General features: G+C 70.9%; 17 protein-coding genes. 10 read left to right on the top strand and 7 right to left on the bottom strand.

Features of this window, described 5'->3' with window-relative positions; all coding sequences use genetic code 11:
* Window positions 1–39: 39 nt before the first annotated feature.
* Window positions 40–225 carry a hypothetical protein gene (locus ABD236_RS18300; protein ID WP_344074840.1) on the bottom strand — a complete coding sequence of 62 codons (186 nt, stop codon included), beginning with the start codon at window positions 223–225 and terminating at the stop codon, window positions 40–42.
* A gap of 584 nt (window positions 226–809) precedes the next feature.
* Between ABD236_RS18300 and ABD236_RS18295 the strand changes: the two genes are divergently transcribed.
* The 8 genes from ABD236_RS18295 (at window position 810) to ABD236_RS18260 (ending at window position 11330) form a co-directional block, all read left to right on the top strand.
* Window positions 810–4478 (top strand): sensor histidine kinase, encoded by a 3669-nt coding sequence (locus ABD236_RS18295; RefSeq protein ID WP_344074839.1) that lies wholly within the window; start codon window positions 810–812, stop codon window positions 4476–4478.
* 9 nt (window positions 4479–4487) lie between these two features.
* Window positions 4488–4901, top strand: coding sequence for a roadblock/LC7 domain-containing protein (locus tag ABD236_RS18290; RefSeq protein WP_067164664.1), 414 nt, complete (start codon window positions 4488–4490; stop codon window positions 4899–4901).
* 112 nt (window positions 4902–5013) lie between these two features.
* Complete coding sequence (locus ABD236_RS18285; RefSeq protein WP_067164662.1) at window positions 5014–5421, top strand: DUF742 domain-containing protein; 408 nt, start codon at window positions 5014–5016, stop codon at window positions 5419–5421.
* Window positions 5402–5983, top strand: a complete 582-nt coding sequence (locus ABD236_RS18280; protein WP_190091018.1) for a GTP-binding protein — start codon at window positions 5402–5404, stop codon at window positions 5981–5983. Before ABD236_RS18285 ends, ABD236_RS18280 begins: the two co-directional genes overlap by 20 nt.
* 340 nt (window positions 5984–6323) lie before the next feature.
* The gene (locus ABD236_RS18275) at window positions 6324–9659 is read left to right on the top strand and encodes a nitrate- and nitrite sensing domain-containing protein (RefSeq protein ID WP_344074838.1); all 3336 of its coding nucleotides are present in this window, start codon (window positions 6324–6326) and stop codon (window positions 9657–9659) included.
* Window positions 9660–9669: 10 nt separating this feature from the next.
* Window positions 9670–10083 (top strand): roadblock/LC7 domain-containing protein, encoded by a 414-nt coding sequence (locus ABD236_RS18270; RefSeq protein ID WP_026057603.1) that lies wholly within the window; start codon window positions 9670–9672, stop codon window positions 10081–10083.
* 115 nt (window positions 10084–10198) lie between these two features.
* Complete coding sequence (locus tag ABD236_RS18265; RefSeq protein ID WP_067164656.1) at window positions 10199–10768, top strand: DUF742 domain-containing protein; 570 nt, start codon at window positions 10199–10201, stop codon at window positions 10766–10768.
* Entirely contained in the window at window positions 10749–11330 is a 582-nt protein-coding gene (locus ABD236_RS18260) for a GTP-binding protein (protein WP_069978110.1), read from the top strand. Before ABD236_RS18265 ends, ABD236_RS18260 begins: the two co-directional genes overlap by 20 nt.
* A gap of 292 nt (window positions 11331–11622) precedes the next feature.
* Here the strand turns inward: ABD236_RS18260 and ABD236_RS18255 are convergent, their stop codons facing one another.
* The 4 genes from ABD236_RS18255 to ABD236_RS18240 form a co-directional block, all read right to left on the bottom strand.
* On the bottom strand, window positions 11623–11829 hold the full coding sequence (locus tag ABD236_RS18255) for an acyl-CoA carboxylase subunit epsilon (RefSeq protein ID WP_067164654.1): 207 nt from the start codon (window positions 11827–11829) through the stop codon (window positions 11623–11625).
* A 12-nt stretch (window positions 11830–11841) separates the two neighbouring features.
* Window positions 11842–13425, bottom strand: a complete 1584-nt coding sequence (locus ABD236_RS18250) for an acyl-CoA carboxylase subunit beta (protein WP_344074837.1) — start codon at window positions 13423–13425, stop codon at window positions 11842–11844.
* A gap of 154 nt (window positions 13426–13579) precedes the next feature.
* A complete protein-coding gene (locus ABD236_RS18245) occupies window positions 13580–15901 on the bottom strand; it encodes a polysaccharide lyase 8 family protein (RefSeq protein WP_425543899.1) in 2322 nt (773 codons plus the stop codon).
* 99 nt (window positions 15902–16000) lie between these two features.
* Complete coding sequence (locus ABD236_RS18240) at window positions 16001–17347, bottom strand: M64 family metallopeptidase (protein WP_344074836.1); 1347 nt, start codon at window positions 17345–17347, stop codon at window positions 16001–16003.
* A gap of 112 nt (window positions 17348–17459) precedes the next feature.
* Between ABD236_RS18240 and ABD236_RS18235 the strand changes: the two genes are divergently transcribed.
* The gene (locus ABD236_RS18235; protein WP_344074835.1) at window positions 17460–18806 is read left to right on the top strand and encodes a helix-turn-helix domain-containing protein; all 1347 of its coding nucleotides are present in this window, start codon (window positions 17460–17462) and stop codon (window positions 18804–18806) included.
* Between the two features lie 560 nt (window positions 18807–19366).
* Complete coding sequence (locus tag ABD236_RS18230; protein ID WP_344074834.1) at window positions 19367–19978, top strand: YceI family protein; 612 nt, start codon at window positions 19367–19369, stop codon at window positions 19976–19978.
* A gap of 9 nt (window positions 19979–19987) precedes the next feature.
* Here ABD236_RS18230 and ABD236_RS18225 read toward each other — a convergent pair whose 3' ends face one another.
* Together ABD236_RS18225 and cimA are read right to left on the bottom strand one after the other, a co-directional pair.
* The gene (locus tag ABD236_RS18225; protein ID WP_344074833.1) at window positions 19988–21391 is read right to left on the bottom strand and encodes a hypothetical protein; all 1404 of its coding nucleotides are present in this window, start codon (window positions 21389–21391) and stop codon (window positions 19988–19990) included.
* 227 nt (window positions 21392–21618) lie between these two features.
* Window positions 21619–23259 carry a citramalate synthase gene (gene cimA / locus ABD236_RS18220; protein WP_344074832.1) on the bottom strand — a complete coding sequence of 547 codons (1641 nt, stop codon included), beginning with the start codon at window positions 23257–23259 and terminating at the stop codon, window positions 21619–21621.
* Between the last annotated feature and the right edge of the window lie 196 nt (window positions 23260–23455).

Raw genomic sequence — 23455 nt, 5'->3', positions numbered from 1 at the left:
GCCGGTGGCGTGCGGGGGCCGAGGGGGCCGCGCCGCGGGCTACGGGGCGGCGGCCGGGACCGGGGCGTCCATCAGGGTGGTGCGGCGCGGGTTGGCCGTCTGGGCCGGCAGGTCGACCGGGTGCTCGGGCAGGAGCTCCGTCTGCATCTCCTCGGCGTCCGCGAGATGCGCCAGGGTGGTGCGGCGGGGGTTGGCTATGGTGCGGATCATCATCGTCGTCTTCATCTGCCGTTCGGACCCTGTCGGTTGCGGGGCGCGCGGCGGCGCCGGGTTGTCGGATTGGCCATCCCTGTAAAGCGTCAGGCTAAACATTCGAATTCCCGGCAAACGGCCGTAGAGGCGACGATCATCGTGTGAGTTTGCTCACGACTTGGTAAACATTCCGGACATTACGACCCGTCAGTTTCGGCCCCGGAAACGGACATTGCACCACTGAACCTTCCATTCCGCTCTTGATCATGGCGACTGGGTAACTCCTCCCACGTAAGCGACTCGTGGGTAAAAGTCCGGTTCATCCGGGCGTAGTTTCTACGGCTCGTGACAGGTTCCTCACAATGTGTCACTCAGGTCACAGCCCGGTACACGGGCCTTGTTGGAGATCCGGCACTGTGCTGGAATTCCGGCACCGCCGCGGGTCACTGACCGGCGCGCAGGGGCGCAACGCAGCGCCGAGTGGCGGCGGGGAGGGGGAGACCAACAAGCGCCGGTCACTCACGACCAACACATGGGGCGCACACTTGCCCCACGACGCCGACACCGTCCCTTCCGTTCAGAGCGGGGGGACGCCTGGTCCAGAGGTTGCGACGCTAGTGCAGGGACGTTTCAAGAGGGATGGCAGCGCTGCGGCGGAGCAGGAGCCGCACGGCGGGACTGGCCCCACATCAGTCAGTTCCTCGCCCCAGCACGCCCAGAACCCCCGGGCCCCCCAGAACCCATCGGCCCCTTCGGCGGGCGGTGACGACAACGGCGGCCCCGCCGGTCCCACCGGCCGTTCCGCCGCGGGCGGCGAGAAGCCCTCGGCCGCTCCCAAGCCGAAGCCCGCCGTGGACACCGGCTCGCGAATAGCCCTGCGCAACTGGCGCATCTCCACCCGACTGGTCGCGCTGCTGACCCTGCCCGTGGTCGCCGCGACCACCCTCGGCGGGCTGCGCATCAACCAGTCGATGAACGACATGAAGCAGCTCGACCACATGCAGCTGCTCACCGACATGACCAAGCAGGCCACCGAGCTGGCCGCCGCGCTCCAGGAGGAGCGCGACAAGTCGGCCGGTGCGGTCCAGACCGGTGGCACCGCCCGGGTCGCCACCGCGAAGGCCACCACCGACCGGGTCAAGCAGTCGTTCATGACGGCCACCCAGGACGTCGACAACCCGGACAACGACGACGCCCTGGAGTCGATCCGCCGTAACGTGACGGCCATCGCGATCCAGCTCCAGGACCTCGACAACATCCGCAAGAGCGCCTACCAGGGCGACGTCTCGAACTCCCAGACCGTCGAGGGCTACAGCCGCCTCATCCGCAGCCTGCTCAGCCTCTCCCAGGACATGGCGCAGGCCACCTCCAACCCGGAGATGATCAAGCGGACCCGTGCGCTGGCCGCGTTCTCCTCCGCCAAGGAGTACGCCTCCATCCAGCGAGCGATCATCGCCGCCGCGCTGCCCGCGACCAAGGACACCAACGGCAAGCTCAACGAGTCCGACCGCCTCTACGCCAAGTCGGCGCAGGACGGCGAGCGCCAGGAGCTGTCGTCGTTCTCGATCGTCTACGAGAGCAACCACGGCAACCCCGAAGAGCTGATGGCCCCGCTCGACAAGGGCAACTCGGAGATCACCGCGGCCAACGCGTACTCCCAGCGCGTCCTCAAGGGCGGCCTCGCCACGGAGACCAAGCGCTCGTACCTCGACTGGTACGACCAGGACTCCAACAAGATCAACCAGATGAAGACCATCGAGCAGACGCTGCTCGGCGAGATGGAGCAGAAGGCCCGCGAGCTGCGCGACCAGTCGCAGCGGGACGCGATCCTCAACGGTGCCCTGATCCTCGTCGTCCTCGGCGTCTCGCTGGTCGGCGCGTTCGTCGTGGCCCGGTCCATGATCCGCTCGCTGCGGCGCCTCCAGGACACCGCGACCCGGGTCGCCCAGGACCGGCTGCCCGAGCTCGTCAAGCAGCTCTCCGAGTCCGACCCGCAGGACGTCGACACGTCCGTGGAGTCGGTCGGCGTGCACTCCCGCGACGAGATCGGCCAGGTGGCCGCGGCCTTCGACGACGTGCACCGCGAGGCCGTCCGCCTCGCCGCCGAGCAGGCCCTGCTGCGGGGCAACGTCAACGCGATGTTCACCAACCTCTCGCGCCGCTCCCAGGGCCTCATCCAGCGCCAGCTCTCGCTCATCTCCGAGCTGGAGTCCCGCGAGGCCGACCCGGACCAGCTCTCCTCGCTCTTCAAGCTCGACCACCTCGCCACCCGTATGCGCCGTAACGGTGAGAACCTCCTCGTCCTCGCCGGTGAAGAGCCCGGCCGCCGCTGGACCCGCCCGGTCCCGCTGGTCGACGTGCTCCGCGCGGCGGCCTCCGAGGTGGAGCAGTACGAGCGCATCGAACTGGCCGCCGTGCCCGCGACCGACGTCGCCGGCCGGGTGGTCAACGACCTCGTGCACCTGCTCGCCGAGCTGCTCGAGAACGCCACCTCGTTCTCCTCGCCGCAGACCAAGGTCCGCGTCACCGGTCACGCGCTGCCCGACGGCCGCGTCCTGGTCGAGATCCACGACACCGGCATCGGCCTCTCCCCCGAGGACCTCGCCGCGATCAACGAGCGGCTCGCCTCGCCGCCCACCGTGGACGTCTCGGTCTCGCGCCGCATGGGTCTGTTCGTGGTCGGCCGGCTGTCCCTGCGCCACGGCATCCGCATCCAGCTGCGCCCCTCCGACTCCGGCGGTACGACGGCGCTCGTCATGCTCCCCGTCGACGTCGCCCAGGGCGGCAAGAAGGCCCCCGGCAAGCCCGGCGGCCCCCAGGCGCAGTCCCCCTCGGGCCCCGGCGCCGGCCGTCCCGGTGTGACCCCGGGCCCCGGTGCCCGCGCCGGCCTCGCCGGAGCGCTCGGCAACGGCCCGGCCGGTGGCCCCGGCAACGGCAACCGGCTCGGCGCGGGCGCCCCGCGCGGAGCGGTGGCCGGCGGTACGGGTCCCCGTGCCGCACTGCCCCCGCGCACCGGCGGCCAGCCGCCCCAGGGCAGCCAGAACCAGGGCGGCTTCGGCCAGGGCGGCGCCTTCGGCACCGGCACCGGCATCCCGGCCCAGCAGCAGCCCCCGGCCCCGCGCCGCGGCGACCGCCCGCTGACCCCGCCGCCCGCCACCCCGCGCGCGGAGCTGCCCGGCGGCGGCGCCCCGCAGCGCCCGCAGGCCACCAGCTGGGGCAACGAGCAGCAGGCCCAGGACGGCCCGCGCGGCCACGAGGAGGTCGAGCAGCACACCGGCCAGTACCCCCGGCCGCAGCTCGACGACCGCCAGGGCCCCGGCTCCACGGCCGAGTTCGCCCGCCCCGACTTCGACGGACCGCCGCCCGGCCGCCAGGACGCCCAGTCCACTGGCCAGTTCGTGCGCCCGGACGTCTTCGGCGCGCCGCAGGGTGCCCAGGCCCCGGCCCAGGACCCCACACCTCTGTCGCCGCAGGCGAACGGACAGTTCGAGCGCCCCGGCGCGTACGACCAGAACACCGGCCAGAACCCGGCCCAGGGTCTCGGCACCGGCCAGAACACCGGCCAGTACGCCCGCCCGCCGATGGACGACCGCCAGGGACCCGGGGCCACCTCGGAGTTCGCCCGGCCGGACTTCGACGCGCCGCGCCCCCCGCAGGCCCAGCAGCAGCCGCAGCAGTACCAGGCGCCGCAGCAGCCCCAGCGGCAGCAGCCGCAGCCCGAGGCGCTGCCGCCGGCCCCGAACGCCGGTGACGGCCGTACGCCGCTGTACGACACCCTGGAGACCAACTGGTTCCACGGCCAGGGCGGTCAGAACGGCCAGCAGCCGGGGCAGCCCGCACCGGGCCCCCAGCAGGGCCAGGGCAACCAGGGCCAGCCCCACCAGGGTCAGGGCGGGCCGCAGGGCCTGCGTCCGGCCCCGGCTCCGCAGAACCCCGAGCGCCGTCCGGCGCCCGCCCAGCGTGACGCGGGCGGCGCGCCCGGCAACGGCGCCTGGCGCCCGTCGCCCAACGACGAGCTCGTCCGCCAGGCCGAGCGGGCCCGCAAGCCCGCCGCCGGCGGTGTCACCACGTCCGGTCTGCCCAAGCGGGTCCCGCGTGCCAACCTGGTCGCGGGCACCGCACAGCAGCAGCAGAACCAGGCAGGCCCCCAGGTCTCGCGTGCGCCCGACGACGTGCGCGGCCGCCTGACCAATCTCCGCCGGGGTATCCAGCAGGGGCGGCAGGCCGGAAACGGCCCGTCGACCGGCAGTTTCTCGATGGACCCCACTCACCAGCAGGAGCGATAGTTGAGTCAGATGAGCCAGGCGGCGCAGAATCTGAACTGGTTGATCACCAACTTCGTGGACAACACCCCCGGGGTGTCCCACACGGTGGTGGTCTCCGCCGACGGCCTGCTGCTTGCCATGTCCGAAGGATTTCCGCGGGACCGGGCCGACCAGCTCGCGGCCGTGGCGTCCGGTCTCACCTCGCTGACCGCGGGTGCGTCCCGGATCTTCGAGGGCGGCACCGTCGCCCAGACCGTGGTGGAGATGGAGCGCGGCTTCCTCTTCCTCATGTCCGTCTCCGACGGCTCCTCGCTGGCGGTGCTCGCGCACCCCGAGTGCGACATCGGCCTGGTCGGCTACGAGATGGCCCTCCTGGTCGACCGCGCGGGCTCCGTCCTCACCCCGGACCTGCGAGCGGAGCTCCAGGGGAGCCTGCTCCACTGAGGCCCCCCACTCCTCAGTCAGAACCCACCGTCCGGCCGCGCCCCGCCCCCCACCGGCCACATCCGACGGCTCGAAGACACTCGCTGTCCCTGCTGTCCCGCCCGGAGGATCCATGACCCCGCCACCCGCCTCACACGATTCGTACGGCGCGCTGCACGACGCGCACTACGACAGTGAAGGCGACCAGCCGCTGGTCCGCCCGTACGCCATGACGGGCGGCCGGACCCGGCCGCGCTACCAGCTGGCCATCGAGGCGCTGGTCAGCACGACCGCGGACCCGGCGCACCTGGCCACGCTGCTCCCGGAGCACCAGCGGATCTGCCATCTGTGCCGCGAGGTCAAGTCGGTGGCGGAGGTCTCGGCGCTGCTGCAGATGCCGCTCGGCGTGGCCCGGATTCTTGTCGCCGACCTGGCGGAGGCCGGCATGGTGGCCATCCACCAGCCGGGCAATGGAGAGGCCGGCGGCACGCCGGATGTGACGCTGCTCGAAAGGGTGCTCAGTGGACTTCGCAAGCTCTAGCGGCGGAGCGGGACGGTCTACCACCTCCGCGAAGATCGTGGTGGCGGGCGGCTTCGGCGTGGGCAAGACCACGTTCGTCGGCGCGGTCTCGGAGATCAACCCGCTGCGCACCGAGGCCGTCATGACGTCCGCTTCCGCGGGCATCGACGACCTCACCCACACCGGGGACAAGACCACCACCACGGTGGCCATGGACTTCGGCCGCATCACCCTGGACCAGGACCTGATCCTGTACCTGTTCGGTACGCCGGGTCAGGACCGGTTCTGGTTCATGTGGGACGACCTGGTCCGCGGCGCGATCGGCGCCGTCGTCCTGGTCGACACCCGCCGCCTCGCCGACTGCTTCCCGGCCGTCGACTACTTCGAGAACAGCGGCCTCCCGTTCGTCATCGCCCTCAACGGCTTCGACGGACACCAGCCGTACACGCCCGACGAGGTCCGCGAGGCGCTCCAGATCGGCCCCGACACCCCGATCATCACCACCGACGCCCGCCACCGCGGCGATGCGAAGAGCGCGCTGATCACGCTGGTCGAGCACGCACTGATGGCACGACTCAAGTAGGCAGGCGTATACGGCAGTTGTCGTAGACGAACGGGGGCGGACTGTGTCCTTTGACACGATCCGCCCCTGTGTTCATAACGTTTCGACAGAGAATTCCCCCGTCACCGCCACCCGCCGCGTTCACACGGTGTCGCTGCGCTCACATTGGCCCCGTCTTTTGACGGGGCTCGCTCTTTATGCCCGTTTTATCTGAGGCGTGGGCCACTCGGAACCAGGGATTCCAGCTGTTTGGAACCGACCCCCCTGGCGTGCTGGAATTCGACGAACTCCCGAGTAGTACGGCTCAGAACATTTAAAGGCACACCACGAGAGGTGCCGGCGCCGAGAGGTTGTTGGTCGAGTGAGGCGAAGCACGACGAGCTCCGCGACGCAGCAGGCGCGGGGCAACTTCACCCCGCCGCAGCGCAGTGCGGCGACGCCGGACGAGCGGCCGACCCCCTCCGGGGGCAAGGACGCGGGTCGGGCCGCCGGTCCCGACACCGGGAGCCGCAGCAAGTTCTCGCCGCGCAACTGGCGGGTGGCCGCCCGTCTGAACGCCATCCTCCTCATCCCCGCCCTCGTCGGCCTCGTCATGGGCGGCTTCGAGGTCAAGAACTCCATATCCACCTGGCGCGACGCGCGCGACGCCGAGAAGACGGCGCAGATCGTGCGCGCCGCCTCGGAGTACGGCCAGGCCCTGCTCAACGAGCGTGACCTCACCGCTCAGCCCCTGCTCCAGAACAAGCGCGACGACGAGCGCATCGCCAAGGCCGTCGCCACCTCGGACGCGGCCCGCGCCAAGTTCGACGACGAGGTCAAGGGCATGCCGGACACGGCGAGCCTGCAACGCCGCCTCGCCAAGGTCCGCGACGCCGAGAAGAACCTCGACGCACTGCGCAAGACCGCCTACGCCAAGGGCGTCGAGGCGAAGAACCCGGTGCTGACCGAAGAGGGCTACACCGCGATCCCGCACTACCTGAGCACGTTCTCCAACGAGCTCGGTCTGGGCACCGGCAACATCACCAGCTACGGCCGCATGGTGTACGCGGTCGACCTCGCCAAGGCCGCCGAGTCGCTGCAGCGTTCCATTGGTCTGCACCTCATCATCCGGCCGAGCGAGGACCCCAAGACCTTCCAGATGCAGGTCAAGGCGTTCAACTCGTACAACTACCTGGAGTTCATCGCCCTCGGCGAGTTCGACGCCGGTGGTACGGACGCGGACAGCCTCCATCTGAAGCAGGTCATGGAGGCCAAGGCCGCGCAGGCCGCCAAGGACGTTCCCGCGGTGCGCCAGCAGGCCGACGACGGCCCGCGCATCGGTGCCGCCCCGGCCCGTGACGGCTCGGTCTTCAACGCCATGTCCGCCGCGATCGGCGAGGGCCAGAGCGCCAAGCAGCTCAAGGCGCAGGGCATCACCCCCGACGCCTGGATGGCCGCCTCCACCGCCAAGTTCGACGGTTACACCGAGGTCGAGCAGGACCTGGTCAGCCGGGCCGTGAACGAGGCCGGCCAGATCGCCGACGACGCCAAGACCTCCGCGTACATCAACGGCGCGATCGTCGTGGTCTCGCTGCTCGCCGCGTTCATCCTGGCCGGCATGGTGGCCCGCCAGATGAGCCGCTCGATGCGCCGGCTGCGCGCCGCCGCCTTCGACGTGGCCGAAACCCGACTGCCGATGCTCGTCGACCAGCTCTCGCGCACCGAGCCGGGCCGGGTCGACACCCGCGTCGAGCCCATCCCGATCACCTCCACGGACGAGATCGGTGAGGTCGCCCGCGCCTTCGACCAGGTCCACCGCGAGGCCGTCCGGCTCGCCGCCGAACAGGCGCTGCTGCGAGGGAACGTCAACGCGATCTTCACCAACCTGTCGCGCCGCAACCAGTCCCTGATCGAGGGCCAGCTGACCCTCATCACCGACCTGGAGAACAACGAGGCCGACCCGGACCAGCTGGAGAGCCTCTTCAAGCTGGACCACCTCGCGACCCGTATGCGCCGCAACGGCGAGAACCTCCTGGTCCTCGCCGGCGAGGAGCCGGGCCGCCGCTGGAACCAGCCGGTCCCGCTGGTCGACGTGCTGCGCGCGGCCTCCTCCGAGGTGGAGTCGTACGAGCGCATCGAGCTGACCGGAGTGCCGGAGAGCGAGATCCACGGCCAGGCCGTGACCGACCTCGTGCACCTGCTCGCCGAGCTCCTGGAGAACGCCACCACGTTCTCCTCGCCGCAGACCAAGGTCCGGGTCACCGCGACCCGTCTCCCCGACGGCCGCGTCATGATCGAGATCCACGACAAGGGCATCGGCCTGACCGCCGAGGACTTCGCGGACATCAACCACAAGCTGGCGAACCCGCCGACCGTGGACGCCGCCGTCTCGCAGCGCATGGGCCTGTTCGTGGTCGGCCGGCTCTCCGACCGGCACGGCATCCGCGTCCAGCTGCGCCCCTCCGGCGAGCAGGCGGGCACCACCTCGCTGGTCATGCTCCCGGACGCGATCACCCACGGTGGCGGTGGCGAGCCGCTGCCCGGCGACGACTTCACGGTCTCGCAGATCATCCCGGAGCAGCAGAACTTCGAGGCTCCGGCGGCCCCGGCCATGCGCACCGCCGCCGAGCTCGGCTTCGACGACTCGCGTTACGAGACGGGCGAGCAGGGCGAGGCCCTCCAGCTCGACCCGGTCAACCGCTCGCTGATGCGCGAGGAGCGCCGCGCGGCCCTGGAGGCCCAGACGCACGGCGGCGACCGCCCGCTCTACCGCGACGAGGTCGACGGTGTCCAGCAGGGCGCCGCGTACGACGAGGGCTACGGAAACCAGCAGTCCTACGACGGCCAGTACGACGAGGCCGCCTACAACGGGCAGCAGGCCTCCTACGACAACCAGTTCGACGGACAGCCGCAGTACGGGCGGGACTACCCCGAGGCGTACCCGCAGGAGTCCTACGGACAGCAGCCGAACGGCTACCCGGACCAGGGTTATGCGGAGGCCGCCTACCAGGCGCCCGCGGCCGACGGCCCGCAGTACGACGGCGGTTACGGCGACCCGTCCCACCAGGGCGAGTGGCAGCAGAACGGCTCGTACCAGGATTCCTACGGGACCGACTACCAGCAGGCGAACGAGGAAGCGGAATCTGCTCCGGACGTTCCCGGAGGCGGCCGTGAGCGCGTAGGCTTCGACCGGCCGGGCCCCACCCCGGCCTCCGCCCACGAGCTGACCGGCGCCGGTCTGCCCAGGCGCGGCAGCGGCCAGCAGAACTGGCAGCCCGCCGCCCAGGAGCCGCAGCAGAAGTCCGAACCGCAGCGGCCCGAGCAGCAGCGGCAGCCCGTCAACGGCACCGGCCCCGCGACCGTGAACGGATCCGCGAACGGAACCGTCAACGGCACCGGTACCGGAGCCGCGAGCGGCGCCGCGTCCGGCACCGACGAGCCCGCCGACGACTGGCGTTCGACCAACGACGAGCGCTGGACGCGCGCCGAGAAGCTGCGTGAGCCGAAGGCCGGCGGGGTCACCCCCTCCGGGCTTCCCCGGCGGGTGCCCAAGGCCAATCTGGTCGAGGGTGCGGCGGAGCAGACCCCGCAGGGCGGCCCACAGGTCTCCCGCGCTCCCGAGGACGTCCGCGGCAGGTTGAGCAACCTGCGCCGCGGCGTCCAGCAGGGCCGCAGCGCGGGGTCGGACACAAGTAACACCTACAACCAGGAGCGTTAGTGTGAGCCCGATGAGCCAGGCGGCGCAGAATCTGAACTGGTTGATCACCAACTTCGTGGACAACACCCCCGGGGTGTCCCACACGGTGGTGGTCTCCGCCGACGGACTCCTGCTGGCGATGTCCGAAGGCTTCCCCCGGGACCGGGCCGATCAGCTGGCGGCTGTTGCCTCCGGACTGACGTCCCTGACCGCGGGAGCCTCCCGGATCTTCGAGGGCGGCGCCGTCAACCAGACGGTCGTGGAGATGGAGCGCGGCTTCCTCTTCATCATGTCCATCTCGGACGGCTCCTCGCTGGCCGTACTCGCCCACCCCGAGGCCGACATCGGTCTCGTGGGCTATGAGATGGCTCTCCTCGTCGACCGCGCGGGCACCGTCCTCACCCCGGACCTGCGCGCGGAACTCCAGGGCAGTCTCCTTAATTAGTTGTGAACCTTCCGTTCTCAACTACCAGACAAGCAGTGCGTTTCTCGCCACCGCGCCATAAGGTGCGGTGGCGCGGTCCCACAGGAACGGGCGACCGGCAGTCGGAGGAGGAAACGTGACAACACCCCCAGGCGGACACCCATACAGCGGTGGACAGCAGTCTCCGGGTGAGCACGGGCAGAACCGGTTCAACTTTCCCTCCGCCCCCAGCAGAAGCGGCCAGGGCCAGCACCCGTACCAGCAGCCCCACCGCCAGCCGGGCCCGTACGACCAGCCGCCGCAGCCCCGCATCGAGCCGGTGCAGCCGCGGCAGACCCCCCAGCCTTCCCCGGCGGGCGGCACGCACAACCCGCTTGTGCGTCCGTACGCCATGACCGGCGGCCGCACCCGGCCGCGCTACCAGCTCGCCATCGAGGCGCTGGTGCACACCACGGCGGAGCCCGCCCGGCTGCAAGGGCAGTTGCCCGAGCACCAGCGGATCTGCCATCTGTGCCGTGAGATCAAGTCGGTCGCCGAGATCTCGGCACTCCTCTCCATCCCCCTCGGCGTTGCCCGAATCCTCGTCGCCGACCTGGCGGAGGCCGGACTTGTCGCCATCCACCAGCCCGGCGGCGACGAGTCCGCCGGCGGCCAGCCAGATGTGACACTGCTCGAAAGGGTGCTCAGTGGACTTCGCAAGCTCTAGCGGCGGTGCTGCCCGCTCCACTACTTCCGCGAAGATCGTGGTGGCGGGCGGCTTCGGCGTGGGCAAGACCACGTTCGTCGGCGCGGTCTCGGAGATCAACCCCCTGCGTACCGAGGCCGTCATGACGTCCGCTTCCGCGGGCATCGACGACCTCACGCACACGGGCGACAAGACGACCACCACGGTCGCGATGGACTTCGGCCGCATCACGCTCGACCAGGACCTGATCCTGTACCTGTTCGGCACGCCCGGTCAGGACCGGTTCTGGTTCATGTGGGACGACCTGGTCCGCGGCGCGATCGGCGCCGTCGTCCTGGTCGACACCCGCCGTCTCGCCGACTGCTTCCCGGCCGTCGACTACTTCGAGAACAGCGGCCTCCCGTTCGTCATCGCCCTCAACGGCTTCGACGGACACCAGCCGTACACCCCGGACGAGGTCCGCGAGGCGCTCCAGATCGGCCCCGACACCCCGATCATCACCACCGACGCCCGCCACCGCGCGGACGCGAAGAGCGCGCTGATCACGCTGGTCGAGCATGCGCTGATGGCACGGCTGCGGTAGCGCTGCCGCGCGTATGACGTGGAAGGCCCCGTCGCTCCCCCTTGCGGGAGCGGCGGGGCCTTTGCGTGGGGTCGTCTGCGGGCCGGTGGGTGGCTGGTCGCGCAGTTCCCCGCGCCCCTAAAAGCAAAAGGCCCCGGCCACTCCGAGAGGAGCAGCCGGGGCCTTCGCGCATGACCGTGCGGTACGGGGCGACCACCAGGGGCGCGGGGCTGTGACATTGTGCGGCTCCGCCGCGTGGGCGCGACCAGCCCCCACCGGCCCGCAGACGACCGCCACCGCCCCCAGCGAAGCGCTAGCCCTGCCAGGAATGCGGGGCGCGGAAGCCCGGGGTGCGTTCCAGGCGGCGCCAGCCGGCCGTGTCGCGGCCGCGCGAGGGGGCCGGGGCGGACTGGGCGGCCGCGCGGGCGAGCAGTACGGCCGTGATGGCCGCCAGCTCCTCCGGCGCCGCCTCGCCCTTCTCCACACGAAGGACGGAAGGGGAAGAAGTCGGGGTGTTCACTCGGGCTCCTCGTTACTGAGGCGGGTTGCCGTGCTTGCGGGACGGCAGGTCGGCGTGCTTGGTGCGCAGCATCGCGAGGGAGGCGATGAGCACCTCGCGGGTCTCGGCGGGGTCGATGACGTCGTCGACCAGGCCCCGCTCGGCCGCGTAGTACGGGTGCATCAGCTCGGCCTTGTACTCCTTGACCATGCGTACCCGCATCGCCTCGGGGTCCTCGGCCTCCGCGATCTGCTTGCGGAAGATGACGTTGGCGGCGCCTTCGGCGCCCATCACCGCGATCTCGTTGGTGGGCCAGGCATAGGTGAGGTCGGCACCGATGGACTGGGAGTCCATGACGATGTACGCCCCGCCGTAGGCCTTGCGCAGGATCAGCGAGATCCGGGGCACGGTGGCGTTGCAGTACGCGTACAGCAGCTTCGCGCCGTGCCGGATGATTCCACCGTGCTCCTGGTCGACGCCGGGCAGGAAGCCGGGCACGTCCAGAAGGGTGACGATCGGGATGTTGAAAGCATCGCACATCTGGACGAAACGGGCGGCCTTCTCCGAGGCCTCGATGTCCAGCACGCCCGCGAGCGACTGCGGCTGGTTGGCCACGATGCCCACGACCTGGCCGTCGAGCCGGGCCAGCGCGCAGATGATGTTGCGGGCCCAGCGCTCGTGGATCTCCAGGTAGTCGCCGTCGTCGACGAGCTCCTCGATCACCTTGTGCATGTCGTACGGGCGGTTGCCGTCGGCGGGCACCAGGTCGAGCAGCACGTCGCCGCGCCGGTTCGCCGGGTCCTCGCTGGGGTGCGACGGCGGGTTCTCGCGGTTGTTGGAGGGGAGCATCGACAGGAGGTAGCGCACCTCCGCCAGGCAGGTCTCCTCGTCGTCGTACGCGAAGTGCGCCACGCCCGAGGTCTCGGCGTGCACATCCGCGCCGCCGAGGCCGTTCTGGGTGATCTCCTCGCCGGTCACCGCGCGGACGACGTCCGGGCCGGTGATGAACATCTGGGAGGTCTCGCGGACCATGAAGACGAAGTCGGTGAGCGCCGGGCTGTAGGCCGCGCCGCCCGCGCAGGGGCCGAGCATCACGGAGATCTGCGGGATGACACCCGAGGCCCGCGTGTTGCGCTGGAAGATGCCGCCGTAGCCGGCGAGGGCGCTGACGCCCTCCTGGATACGGGCGCCGGCGCCGTCGTTCAGGGACACCAGGGGCGCCCCGGCCGCGATGGCCATGTCCATGATCTTGTGGATCTTCGTGGCGTGGGCCTCGCCCAGGGCGCCGCCGAAGATGCGGAAGTCGTGTGCGTAGACGAAGACCGTACGGCCCTCGACCGTGCCCCAGCCGGTGATGACACCGTCCGTGTACGGCTTCTTGGCCTCCAGGCCGAAGCCGGTGGCCCGGTGCCGCCGCAGCTGCTCGACCTCCTTGAACGAACCCGGGTCGAGGAGCAGGTCGATCCGCTCGCGCGCGGTCAGCTTGCCCTTGGCGTGCTGCGCCTCGGTGGCGCGCCCGCTCGGCCCGCGCCGGGCCTGCTCGCGCAGGGCCAGCAGCTCGGCCACGCGGCCACGCGCGTCACTCGGCTCACCCGGGATTTCGTCCACAACGGTCATGCATCGACCCTACGAAGCCGACCAAGAATTTCCCGCCGTCGACTCCGTACAGTCTCCGGACCTTTTTCCTGGTAGCCCTGAACAGAACAATCCCGCTATGCAGGCGAAGTGCCAGCTCACCAGGGTCCTGCGTTGTAGAGGTCCAACAACGGCATCACATGAGAGCCACATCACAACGATGACTGGCGCCCGCCGTGCCGGGCGTGATCCGCAGCCGCAGCTCCTGGCCGGCGGCGAGCACCTCCACCGAGGAATCGGCACTGGTCACCCGCCGGACAGGATGTCTCCAGACGACCTCGAAGGGCTGCCCGGTGCGCGGCGGCTCGCTCACCCGGAGGGTGGCCGTGGCCCCTTTGCTCCGTACGAGGACGCTCGCGGGCGCGGAGACCGACAGCGGCCCGACGCCACCGGCCTGCCAGAAGTTGGCGCACACCAGGTCGAGCGCGGGCACGGACACGGCCTGGCAGGCGGCGGTGTTGGAGAGCACGGACAGCCAGCCGGGGTCGGCGGCACGGGCCGCGACGGTCTGCCGGGAGGCGCCCGGCATCAGCTGGTAGCTGTAGGAGGCCCCCACCGGGTCGACCCCGTGGTCCAGCCACAGCGTCTGATAGGTCCGGGTGCGCCGCTCGGTCGAGCTGGTGGTGTTGATGTCGCTCCACGCCCCGGCCCTGGCCTCGCGCAGGGTGTGCAGGGCGGTGGTGCCGCCGGGCAGGACCCAGCCGCCGTGCCCCTCCAGATGGGCCCACCGGCTGCCCCGGGTGAAGGCGCCGCTGTCGCCCTCCCCCAGGTTGCGGTTGTCGACGACGGTCTCGACCGGCACACCGTCACTGGCGGTGATCCCGGCCCCGAGGCAGATGACCGTCCCCGAGGTGCAGAACCAGGACTTGCGCGCCTCCAGCGTGGAGCCGAGCCCCTTCACATGCTGGCCGACGGCTCCGAACTCCCCGTCGCTCACCCCGCCGACCCACTGCACGGCGGGCCTGGCCGCACCCCACTCACCGCCCGCCCGGTCCGCGAGCCGCTTGGTGGACACGGTGGTCCCCGGCAGCCGGTAGGGGTCCACGGTCGGCCAGAACCAGTCCGTGTACTGGTCGTTGCCCTGCTCCCCCGGCCACCAGTAGAGCATTCCGGCGCCGGTGTGCCAGCCGCGCGGGTTCTCGCCGTTGCCGCACTCGTAGTACGCGATCCGCTCCGAGCTCATGGCGATGTTGGCGGTCCAGCCGGGCCGTCTGTGCACCACCCGGTCCATGGCGGCGAAGTGGGTGTGCCCGACGGGCTGGGGCGTGGCGGCCACGGGCGAGTCCACGACGGCCTGGAGCCGGGCGAGATCGGCGACCCCGAACTGCCGGGCGGCGAGCACCGGGTGGCCGGGGTCCCGCTGGACCCACCCCTTGATCAGCCCGTACCACCGCTCCCGCTCCCCTGCCGAAGCTCCCCCCGCGAGAACGGCGACAGCGGCCATCAGCCCCTCCCCATGGAAGTGATCACTGCGCATGACCCGCAGATCGTCGGCGAGCAGATACCCCCGGCTCACCGCACGTCCGTTGACGCTGTCCATGACGAGCCCGTTGTGGATGAGCGGCGCATAGGCACGCTCGACACTGTCGAGGATGATCTGCCGGTTCGGATCGGTGACGGCCCAACTGGTCCCGGCGAGCAGCGTGAAGAGCCGCCCGAGCCCGTCGAGCAGGACCTGTCCGTACGTACCGGAGTAGGCGACCCAGGTGTGCTGGATGAACGATCCGTCTGCGTAGAGGCCGTCGCCCTTGGTGACGTACGGGAAGACCGGCGAGAGGGCGTCGCGGGCCAGGGCGAGCTTGGCGGAGGCGCGGCCGATGGCCCCGCGCACGGCGACCGAGCGGCAGAGGTCGACGCGGTTGGCGCCGGTGGAGGTGCCCGAGTAGTCGGCGAACACGGAGTCCGGCACGAAATGGTCGACAGCGGCACAGGCGGCCTGCACCCGCGCCTCCCCCACCCACTCGTAGAGCGCGTTGACGAGATCGGTCAGCAGCCGAGGACTCCCGATCTGCCACTCCCACCAGTTGCCGTACCGGACGACCGAAGGGTTGTAGACCTTCGCCCCCACATGATCGAGACCGGCCAGCACATCACGGAGCAGACCGGTGTCACCACTCAGACCCGTACCGGGCTGAAGAAAGGCCTGAGCCATGGCCCACAACCGCCCATAGCTCTGGGTGATCCCGGCGGGCGGATCGAACGGGCAGTCCGCCCAAAGCGAGTGGTCACCCAGGACCATCGAGGCGCGGAGCTCCCGCGCCCGGTCACCGGTCTCCTTGAGCCGCGAAACATAGGGCTCGACACCGGGGTCGAAGCCGGTCCCGAGCGAGAGATCACGCCACCGCGCCCGCAGAAGAGCGAACTCATCGACGGCGGCGGCCTCGGACGCAACAGTCAGGGCGAGAGCGCTTGCCCCCGCCACAGCGAGGAAGGCACGACGGGACGGCAGCAAGGACACAGGGAACTCCCGGAGGGGAACTGGTGTAGACCGCTGCCCGATGGTCTAGCACGGCGTGCCCGGAGCTTCAATGCCCCGGACACACCGAGCAGCAAGCGCTTACCGACGTACGGTCCACACCACACTGTCGGTCAGCCCGGCGAGGATCTGCGGATCCCGCACCGAGGCGGTCCCGTCGGTGACGGTCACCTTCAGCTGATGGGTCTTGTGGTCCCACGGGGAGATGACGGCCTGCGCGACACCGAGCCAGGTGCGCCCCTCGAACCGGGTGAGCTCACGCCCGTCCAGATACCACCGGATCCTCACCTGGCCAGCTCCCACCAACTGGGGCACGGACACCCGCGCCTTGTCGCGCACGCCCAGGGTCCGCGCGGTCGGCACGGCGGCGGTGGCGATCGAGGCGTGCCGATAGAACCCGGCGATCATCGCCTCACGCCCGGGAAGGCTGAAGGGCTTGCCGAGAATACGCATGATCGAGTTGTCGGTGGGCCGATTGAGCCCGGTGACGTAGTACCCGCCCCCTTCATAGGCTCCCACCACTCCCCCGTCGGGCGAGGACTCCCCGAGCCACCGGTACCACTTGGTCCGCTGCGCGGACATCTGCGCGGCGCTCAGCACGGAGATGTTGGACTCGGCGACCTCGGGCCCGGAGTAGTGCTCGTAGCCGGGTGTGCCCGGGTAGAAGTACTCGTCGGCGAGCTTGCCCAGCGAGTGCCCGGTCTCGTGGATGGCGACCTGCCCGGACTTGGCGTTGCCGGCGGACGCGGTGGAGATCCCCTCGTAACCGAGCTTCTGACTGGGCTCGTTGTACCCGGCGCCACCGTACTTCGTGCTGTTGGCCAGCACGATCACCAGATCAGCCTGCGGAGCCTTGGCGACGTACGAGTCAACTTTGTCCTGGTCGACGCACAACAGCCGCTCGATGCCATCGCACCAGAAGGAGGACCCCAGAGCAGTGCTCTTCACATCGCCCTGCGCGGGGTCACCGGACACACCGGACTGGGCGGAGACGGCGTCCACCGTCCACACGTTGAAGAGGTTCTGATACGTGGTGTAGGGCTCGACCCCCGCCACCTCCCCCCACTTGGCCCTGGCATCGGCATGGAACCGGTCCAGCTGGTCGACGGTGTACCCGTCGCCCACGATCACCACGTCGAGCCGGTCGGCGCTGGGCCCGTTGTCGACGATCTCGCTGACATCCCCATCGGCCTCAGCGGCCCGCGCCGAGAGCCGGCCACTCGACCGACCGACACCACCAGCCGGTACGGAGACATGCCCGGACCCGGCGACAGAGGCCCCTTCCGGCCCGGGTATCTCGACCTCGACGCGCGGCCGGGGCGCGGGAGAACCGGCGGCCGCGGCGGGCCCGGACAGGAGCGCGGCAACGACGGACCCGGCAAGTCCGGTCGCCGCTATGGTTCTGCGCAGACGCAAGGCTGAGCGCATGAAGTCCTCCCCCAGTGACGGAAGTTAAGCAGTCGGGTAAATCCATTGAACGGCTCGCTTAAGTTAGGGGGCGCACGGGACATGCGCAATGCCTCGGTACCAGGGAGACGCGATGGACGAACCTGCCGTGATCGGCCGCCGGGTGCAGCGGCTGCGCGCCGAACGGGGACTCACCCAGCGGCAGTTGGCGGAGCCCGCCTACACCCCCGCCTATGTGTCGACCCTTGAATCAGGCAGGGTCAGGCCGTCCGAAGCGGCCCTGCGGCACCTGGCGGAGCGCCTGGGCACCAGCTACGAGGAGCTGGCCACGGGCCGCCCCGCCCAGCTCGCCACCGAGCTGCGCCTGGGCCTCACCGACGCGCAGCAACTGCTGGCGACCGGGGACGCGGACGAGGCGGCCGTGCGCTACCGCCAACTCCTCACCGAGGCCGAGCTGCACGACCTGCTCCCCGAACAGGCGGAAGCGCTGCTGGGCCTCGGCGAGTGCGCCCTGGAGACCGGCGAACTGGCCGACGCCATACGGCACTTCGAGGCGGCCGAGCGCCAGCAGGTGGGCGAGCCGCTGCCGCGCCGGGCGCGGGCGATCCGGGGCCGGGCGATCGCCCACGTCCTGGCGGGCGAGCTGCGCTATGCCTGCTACCTGCTGGAATCCACGATCGACGAACTGGGGACAACGGGTCTCAACGACCCGGAATCCCTGGTGCTCCTCTACTCGGCGATCATCGGCCCGTACCTGGACATGGGCGCCCAGGCCCGCGCCGCGCACGCCGCCGAACTGGCCCTCGCCCTGGCGCCCCAGGTCTCCGACCCGGCTCTCGTCGCCGGGATGCACCGCCAGGTCGCCCGCACCTTCCTGGCCGAGGGCCGCACGGCGGACGCGGACGCCTCGCTCGCCAAGGCCCAGGCGGTCTACCGCCAGCTCCGCCTGCGGACGGATCTGGCGCACTGCCACTGGATGCGGGGCTATGTGTACGCCCAGGACGGCGAACTCGCCTTGGCCGAACGGGAGTTGCGTACGGCTCGCGACATGCTCGCCGCCAAGCGGGCCATGCTCTTCACCTGCCAGGTCGAGGTGGAACTGGCCGACGTCCTGCGCCGCCTCGGCCGCCACGAGGAGGCGGCCTCGCTCCTCACCCCGCTCGTGGATCCGGCACCGGAGCTGGGGGACCACCACGGGGCGGTCCACGCGGGCGGGGCCCACCGCCTTCTCGGGCTGATCCACGAGGAGCGCGGTGAGCTCGACGTGGCGGAGGAGCACTATGTGACGGCGCTCGGCCTGCTTGAGCGCAGCGGGGCCACCGGGGATCTGGCCGACCTCTGCCGGCTGCTCGGGGATCTGTTGCGGCGTGCTGGGCGTACGGAGGCGGCGCTCGATGCGTATCGGACGGGGCTGGGGTATCGGGCTGCGCCGGGGACGACGACGCTGGGGCCTGCGCCCGGGCCGCCGCCTCGGTACTGACGCCTGGGCTTCGCCCCGCCCTGCGCCCCCTCCGGGCTTCGCCCCGACCCCTTTCGCCTGCGACTGAGTGGCGGGTTGCTCGCGCCGTTCCCCGCGCCCCTAAACCCGTCTTTGTCTGCGGGTCGTGGTCGGTTGCTCGCGCAGTTCCCCGCGCCCCTAAACCCGTCTTTGTCTGCGGGTCGTGGTCGGTTGCTCGCGCCGTTCCTCGCGCCCCTAAAAGATTAAAGACGGGGGCTCGGGGGGTGTTGTCTGTGGCCTTTGTGTGTGCGGTGGGGGGGTCGCTGATGACCTGCGTGGGTGGGGGTGTGGAGGGGTGTCCCCGCAAGGAGGAGCGCATCAGTGGCCGGAAGGCTTGTGGAGGCCGTACGCGCGACGAGAGAGGAGACACCCCTCCGCGCCCCCACCCACCCCACCACCGGACCTGCGCCACCCCCACCGGACCTCAACCCTGCGCCGCAGGCATCGAAAGGACCCCCCAGCAGTTGTTGAAACTTGAACGGAATAGGTCTACAGTCGACCTTGTTGAACATTCAACCGACTGCCGAAGGAGCATCACCGCCATGGGAATCTTCGCCCGCAAGACCGCCACCAGCACCGCCACCACCACGACCCCCGCCCCCGTAGACCCCGCCCTCGCCGCCCTCACCGGCACCTACACCATCGACCCCGCCCACAGCAGCATCGGCTTCACCGTCCGTCACGCCATGGTCACCAACGTCCGCGGCTCGTTCGGCGAGCACGAGGGCACCCTCACCCTCGACGGCACCGACCCCGCCGCCTCCGCCGCCGTCATCGACGTCAAGATCGCCTCCGTCGACACCGGCATCGGCGACCGCGACACCCACCTCCGCAGCGCCGACTTCTTCGACGCCGAGCAGTTCCCCCTCATGACCTTCCGCTCCACCGCCGCCCAGCAGCTCGGCGGCGACAAGTACCGCATCGTCGGCGACCTCACCATCAAGGATGTCACCAAGCCGCTCGCCATCGAGCTGGAGTTCAACGGCTCGGCCACCGACCCCTACGGCAACCAGCGCGTCGGCTTCGAGGGCAGCGCCGACATCCTGCGCTCCGACTGGGGCCTGACCTGGAACGCCGCGCTCGAGACCGGCGGCGTCGTCGTCAGCGACAAGGTCAAGCTGACCCTCGACATCTCGGCCATCAAGGCGGCGTGACCAGCTGGTTCACCAGCCGCCGCCTCCGTCGAAGCCGCCGCCACCACCGTCCCCGCCGCCCCCGAACCCTCCCCCGTCGCCCCACCCGCCCCCGAAGTCCGACGAGTCGAAGTCGGCCCCGGAGACGTCCCCACCGCCGTACCCCTGCCCCGCCGCCCCCGCGAAGTCCGCGCCGCCGTAGTCCGCCGCGTACGCGGGGGTGGCGAGCATCGAGCCCAGCATCGTGCCCATGAGCAGCCCGGGCAGCATGCCCCCGCCGAAGTAGCCTCCGGCCCACGGCCCGTACGCCGGCCCCGCGTCGTAGTACGGACGCCGGCCCCCGTCCGTCTCGACCTCCCGTACCAGCGGATCCTGCCCGTCCCGCAGCCGCGTCGCGTCCGCGAGGCAGACCGGGACCTCGCGCGGGGCGCCGCCCGCCGGGGACCAGGTCGCGTCCTCGACTGAGGGGCCGTGGCGCGGGTCGAAGAAGCAGGGGGCCCGCCGCTCGGGCAGCGGCCGGTGCTCGCGGCGGGCGGCGAGGGTGGCGAGCGAGAACCGCCCGTCCTCCAGGGCCTGGGTGACCCCTCGGACGTCGGCGGGGTGCCGGGCCGCCGCCATCAGGGTCTTCGAGGTCTCGTACGAGTCGAGCGCCCGCTCGTAGTCGGCGCGCATCGCGTCGTCCGCGCCCGCCTCCGCCGGATGGAAATCCAGCCGGTCCAGCTCCTCGCCGAACGCGGTGATGTCCTCGTCCACGACCACCTGGAGCCGCTGGAGCGCGGCCCGCTCCTCCTCGGCCCTCCTCTTCCGACGGCGCCGCACCAGGGCGTACGCTCCGGCGCCGCCCGCGACGACGATCGCGCCGGTGGTGACGAGGGCCGTGGCGGAGGCACCGCCGTCCGAGCCGGACGAGCCGGACGAGGCCGAGCCGCCCCACGAGGCCGGGGCGTGCCCGCGCATCGTGGGCAGGGCCCGGTCCACGAACGCGTTGAGCTGCGTCGACGCGTCCGTGGCCGTACCGGGATCCCGTACCGCCGTCTTCAGGTTGTCCACGGCCTGCGGCGAGATGACCTTGCGGTCGGCGCCGGCGTTGAACGCGCCGCCGAGGCGGACGGCGTAGAGGCCGGTGACGCCGGTGTCCGTACGGAGGTTCCGCAGCAGGGTGTTCTTCGGGTACGCGGCGGTCGCGGGCAGCACGGCGACGAAGAGCGGCTTGTCGGCGTCCTTGATCTTCTTGGCCAGGGCGTCGGCCTGGGCGGGACTCAGCTGGGCCGTGGCGGCGGGGTCCACGTAGACCGGGGCCTTCTTGAGCGCGGCGGCGACTTCGGCGACGCCGCTTGCCGCGGGGGCGGCGGGGGCCGCGGTGGCCGTGGCCACGGGGGTCAGTGCGATGAGCGCGGCGGCGGCGATGGACGCGGGCAGTACGCGGAGCCTCATGCTCTTGACGCTACCCGAGTCCCTCGCGAAACGGGCAAATGGGTCCCGGGGTTCGTCTGCGGACCGTGGGTGGCTGGTCGCGCAGTTCCCCGCGCCCCTTCTTGTGCCCGGTCTTCGTCTGCGGGTCGTGGCCGCTTCTCGCGCAGTTCCCCGCGCCCCTAGGCACCTAGGGGCGCGGGGAACTGCGCGACCAGCCACCACTCCGCAGCAGACGAAGCACCCGGCAACTACTCCGTCGGCTCGACGCCCGCGCGTAGCAGCCCGTACGTGTACGCATCCTCCAGTGCCCCCCAGGACGCCCCGATGATGTTGGTCGCCACCCCCACCGTGGCCCACTCCCCCGACCCGTCCGTCGTCGTGATCAGGACCCGGGTCGTGGAGTCCGTGCCGTGGCGGCCCTCCAGGATGCGGACCTTGTAGTCGACCAGTTCCAGCTTGGCGAGCTGGGGATAGATGCGCTCCAGGCCCACCCGCAGGGCGCGGTCGAGGGCGTTGACCGGGCCGTTGCCCTCCGCCGTCGCGACGATCCGCTCGCCCTTGGCCCACAGCTTCACCGTGGCCTCGTTGGCGTGGGTGCCGTCGGGGCGGTCCTCGACGATCGCGCGCCAGGACTCGACGCGGAAGTACTTGCGGGCCCGGCCCTCGGCCTCGGCGCGCAGGAGGAGTTCGAAGGAGGCGTCGGCGGCCTCGTACGTGTAGCCCTTGAGCTCGCGCTCCTTGACCCGGGCGACGACCCGGCCGACCAGCTCGCGGTCGCCGCCGAGTTCGACGCCGAGCTCCTTGCCCTTGAGCTCGATGGAGGCGCGGCCCGCCATGTCGGAGACCAGCATCCGGATGCGGTTGCCGACCAGGCCCGGGTCGATGTGCTGGTAGAGGTCCGGGTCGACCTTGATCGCCGAGGCGTGCAGGCCCGCCTTGTGGGCGAAGGCGGAGACGCCCACGTACGGCTGGTGGGTGGATGGGGTCAGGTTCACGACCTCGGCGATGGCGTGCGAGATACGGGTCATCTCGGCCAGCGCGCCCTCGGGCAGGACCTTCTTGCCGTACTTCAGCTCCAGGGCGGCCACCACCGGGAACAGGTTGGCGTTGCCGACCCGCTCGCCGTAGCCGTTGGCGGTGCACTGGACGTGCGTCGCGCCCGCGTCGACGGCGGCGAGGGTGTTGGCGACGGCGCAGCCGGTGTCGTCCTGGGCGTGGATGCCCAGGCGCGCGCCGGTGTCGGCGAGGACGGTGGCGACCACGGCCTGGATCTGGGCGGGGAGCATGCCACCGTTGGTGTCGCAGAGGACGACGACGTCGGCGCCGGCCTCGCTCGCGGCCCGGACGACCGACTTGGCGTACTCGGGGTTGGCCCGGTACCCGTCGAAGAAGTGCTCGCAGTCGACGAAGACGCGGCGGCCCTGCTCGCGCAGATGGGAGACCGTGTCCCGGACCATCTCCAGGTTCTCGTCCAGCGTGGTGCGCAGGGCGAGCTCGACATGGCGGTCGTGGGACTTGGCGACCAGGGTGATCACCGGAGCACCGGACGCCAGCAGCGCCTTGACCTGCGGGTCCGTGGCCGCGCTGCCGCCCGGGCGGCGGGTCGCCCCGAACGCCACCAGCTGGGCGTTCCGGAAGGTGATCTCCTGCTTGGCGCGGGCGAAGAACTCCGTGTCGCGGGGGTTGGCGCCGGGCCAGCCGCCCTCGATGAAGCCCACTCCGAAGTCGTCCAGGTGCCGGGCGATCGTCAGCTTGTCCGCGACGGTGAGGTTGATGCCCTCGCGCTGGGCGCCGTCGCGCAGCGTGGTGTCGAAGACGTGAAACCCGTCGTCGACGCGATCGGCGCTGTCGACGCGATGGCTCTCTTCGGGTGCCTCGTTGACCGTCATGCTGGTGTGACTCCTGTCGGGTGAGTGGCTCCGGATTCTCTGGCTCCACTGCCCCCATCATCGCGTGCGGCTCGCGTCCGGCCGTGGTGGGCCGGGAAACGAAAAGACCCCTCGCGGGTGCGAAGGGTCTGCGCGCGGGTCTGGGGCACGATGCCGCTGCCGCGGGGGTTTGCCGCGGGGTCAGCGGTCACTGCGG

This window comes from Streptomyces crystallinus, assembly GCF_039521265.1.
GTDB lineage: Bacteria > Actinomycetota > Actinomycetes > Streptomycetales > Streptomycetaceae > Streptomyces > Streptomyces crystallinus.
Note: the sequence above shows the minus strand (reverse complement) of the source record. Positions and strands in the feature narration are given on the sequence as shown.

Bases quoted from the DNA above. Each gene is read 5' to 3' on its own strand.
- ABD236_RS18300 (WP_344074840.1), bottom strand. From the start codon at position 225: ATGAAGACGACGATGATGATCCGCACCATAGCCAACCCCCGCCGCACC.
- ABD236_RS18290 (WP_067164664.1), top strand. From the start codon at position 4,488: ATGAGCCAGGCGGCGCAGAATCTGAACTGGTTGATCACCAACTTCGTG.
- ABD236_RS18285 (WP_067164662.1), top strand. From the start codon at position 5,014: ATGACCCCGCCACCCGCCTCACACGATTCGTACGGCGCGCTGCACGAC.
- ABD236_RS18270 (WP_026057603.1), top strand. From the start codon at position 9,670: ATGAGCCAGGCGGCGCAGAATCTGAACTGGTTGATCACCAACTTCGTG.
- ABD236_RS18250 (WP_344074837.1), bottom strand. From the start codon at position 13,425: ATGACCGTTGTGGACGAAATCCCGGGTGAGCCGAGTGACGCGCGTGGC.
- ABD236_RS18240 (WP_344074836.1), bottom strand. From the start codon at position 17,347: ATGCGCTCAGCCTTGCGTCTGCGCAGAACCATAGCGGCGACCGGACTT.
- ABD236_RS18235 (WP_344074835.1), top strand. From the start codon at position 17,460: ATGGACGAACCTGCCGTGATCGGCCGCCGGGTGCAGCGGCTGCGCGCC.
- ABD236_RS18230 (WP_344074834.1), top strand. From the start codon at position 19,367: ATGGGAATCTTCGCCCGCAAGACCGCCACCAGCACCGCCACCACCACG.
- ABD236_RS18225 (WP_344074833.1), bottom strand. From the start codon at position 21,391: ATGAGGCTCCGCGTACTGCCCGCGTCCATCGCCGCCGCCGCGCTCATC.
- cimA (WP_344074832.1), bottom strand. From the start codon at position 23,259: ATGACGGTCAACGAGGCACCCGAAGAGAGCCATCGCGTCGACAGCGCC.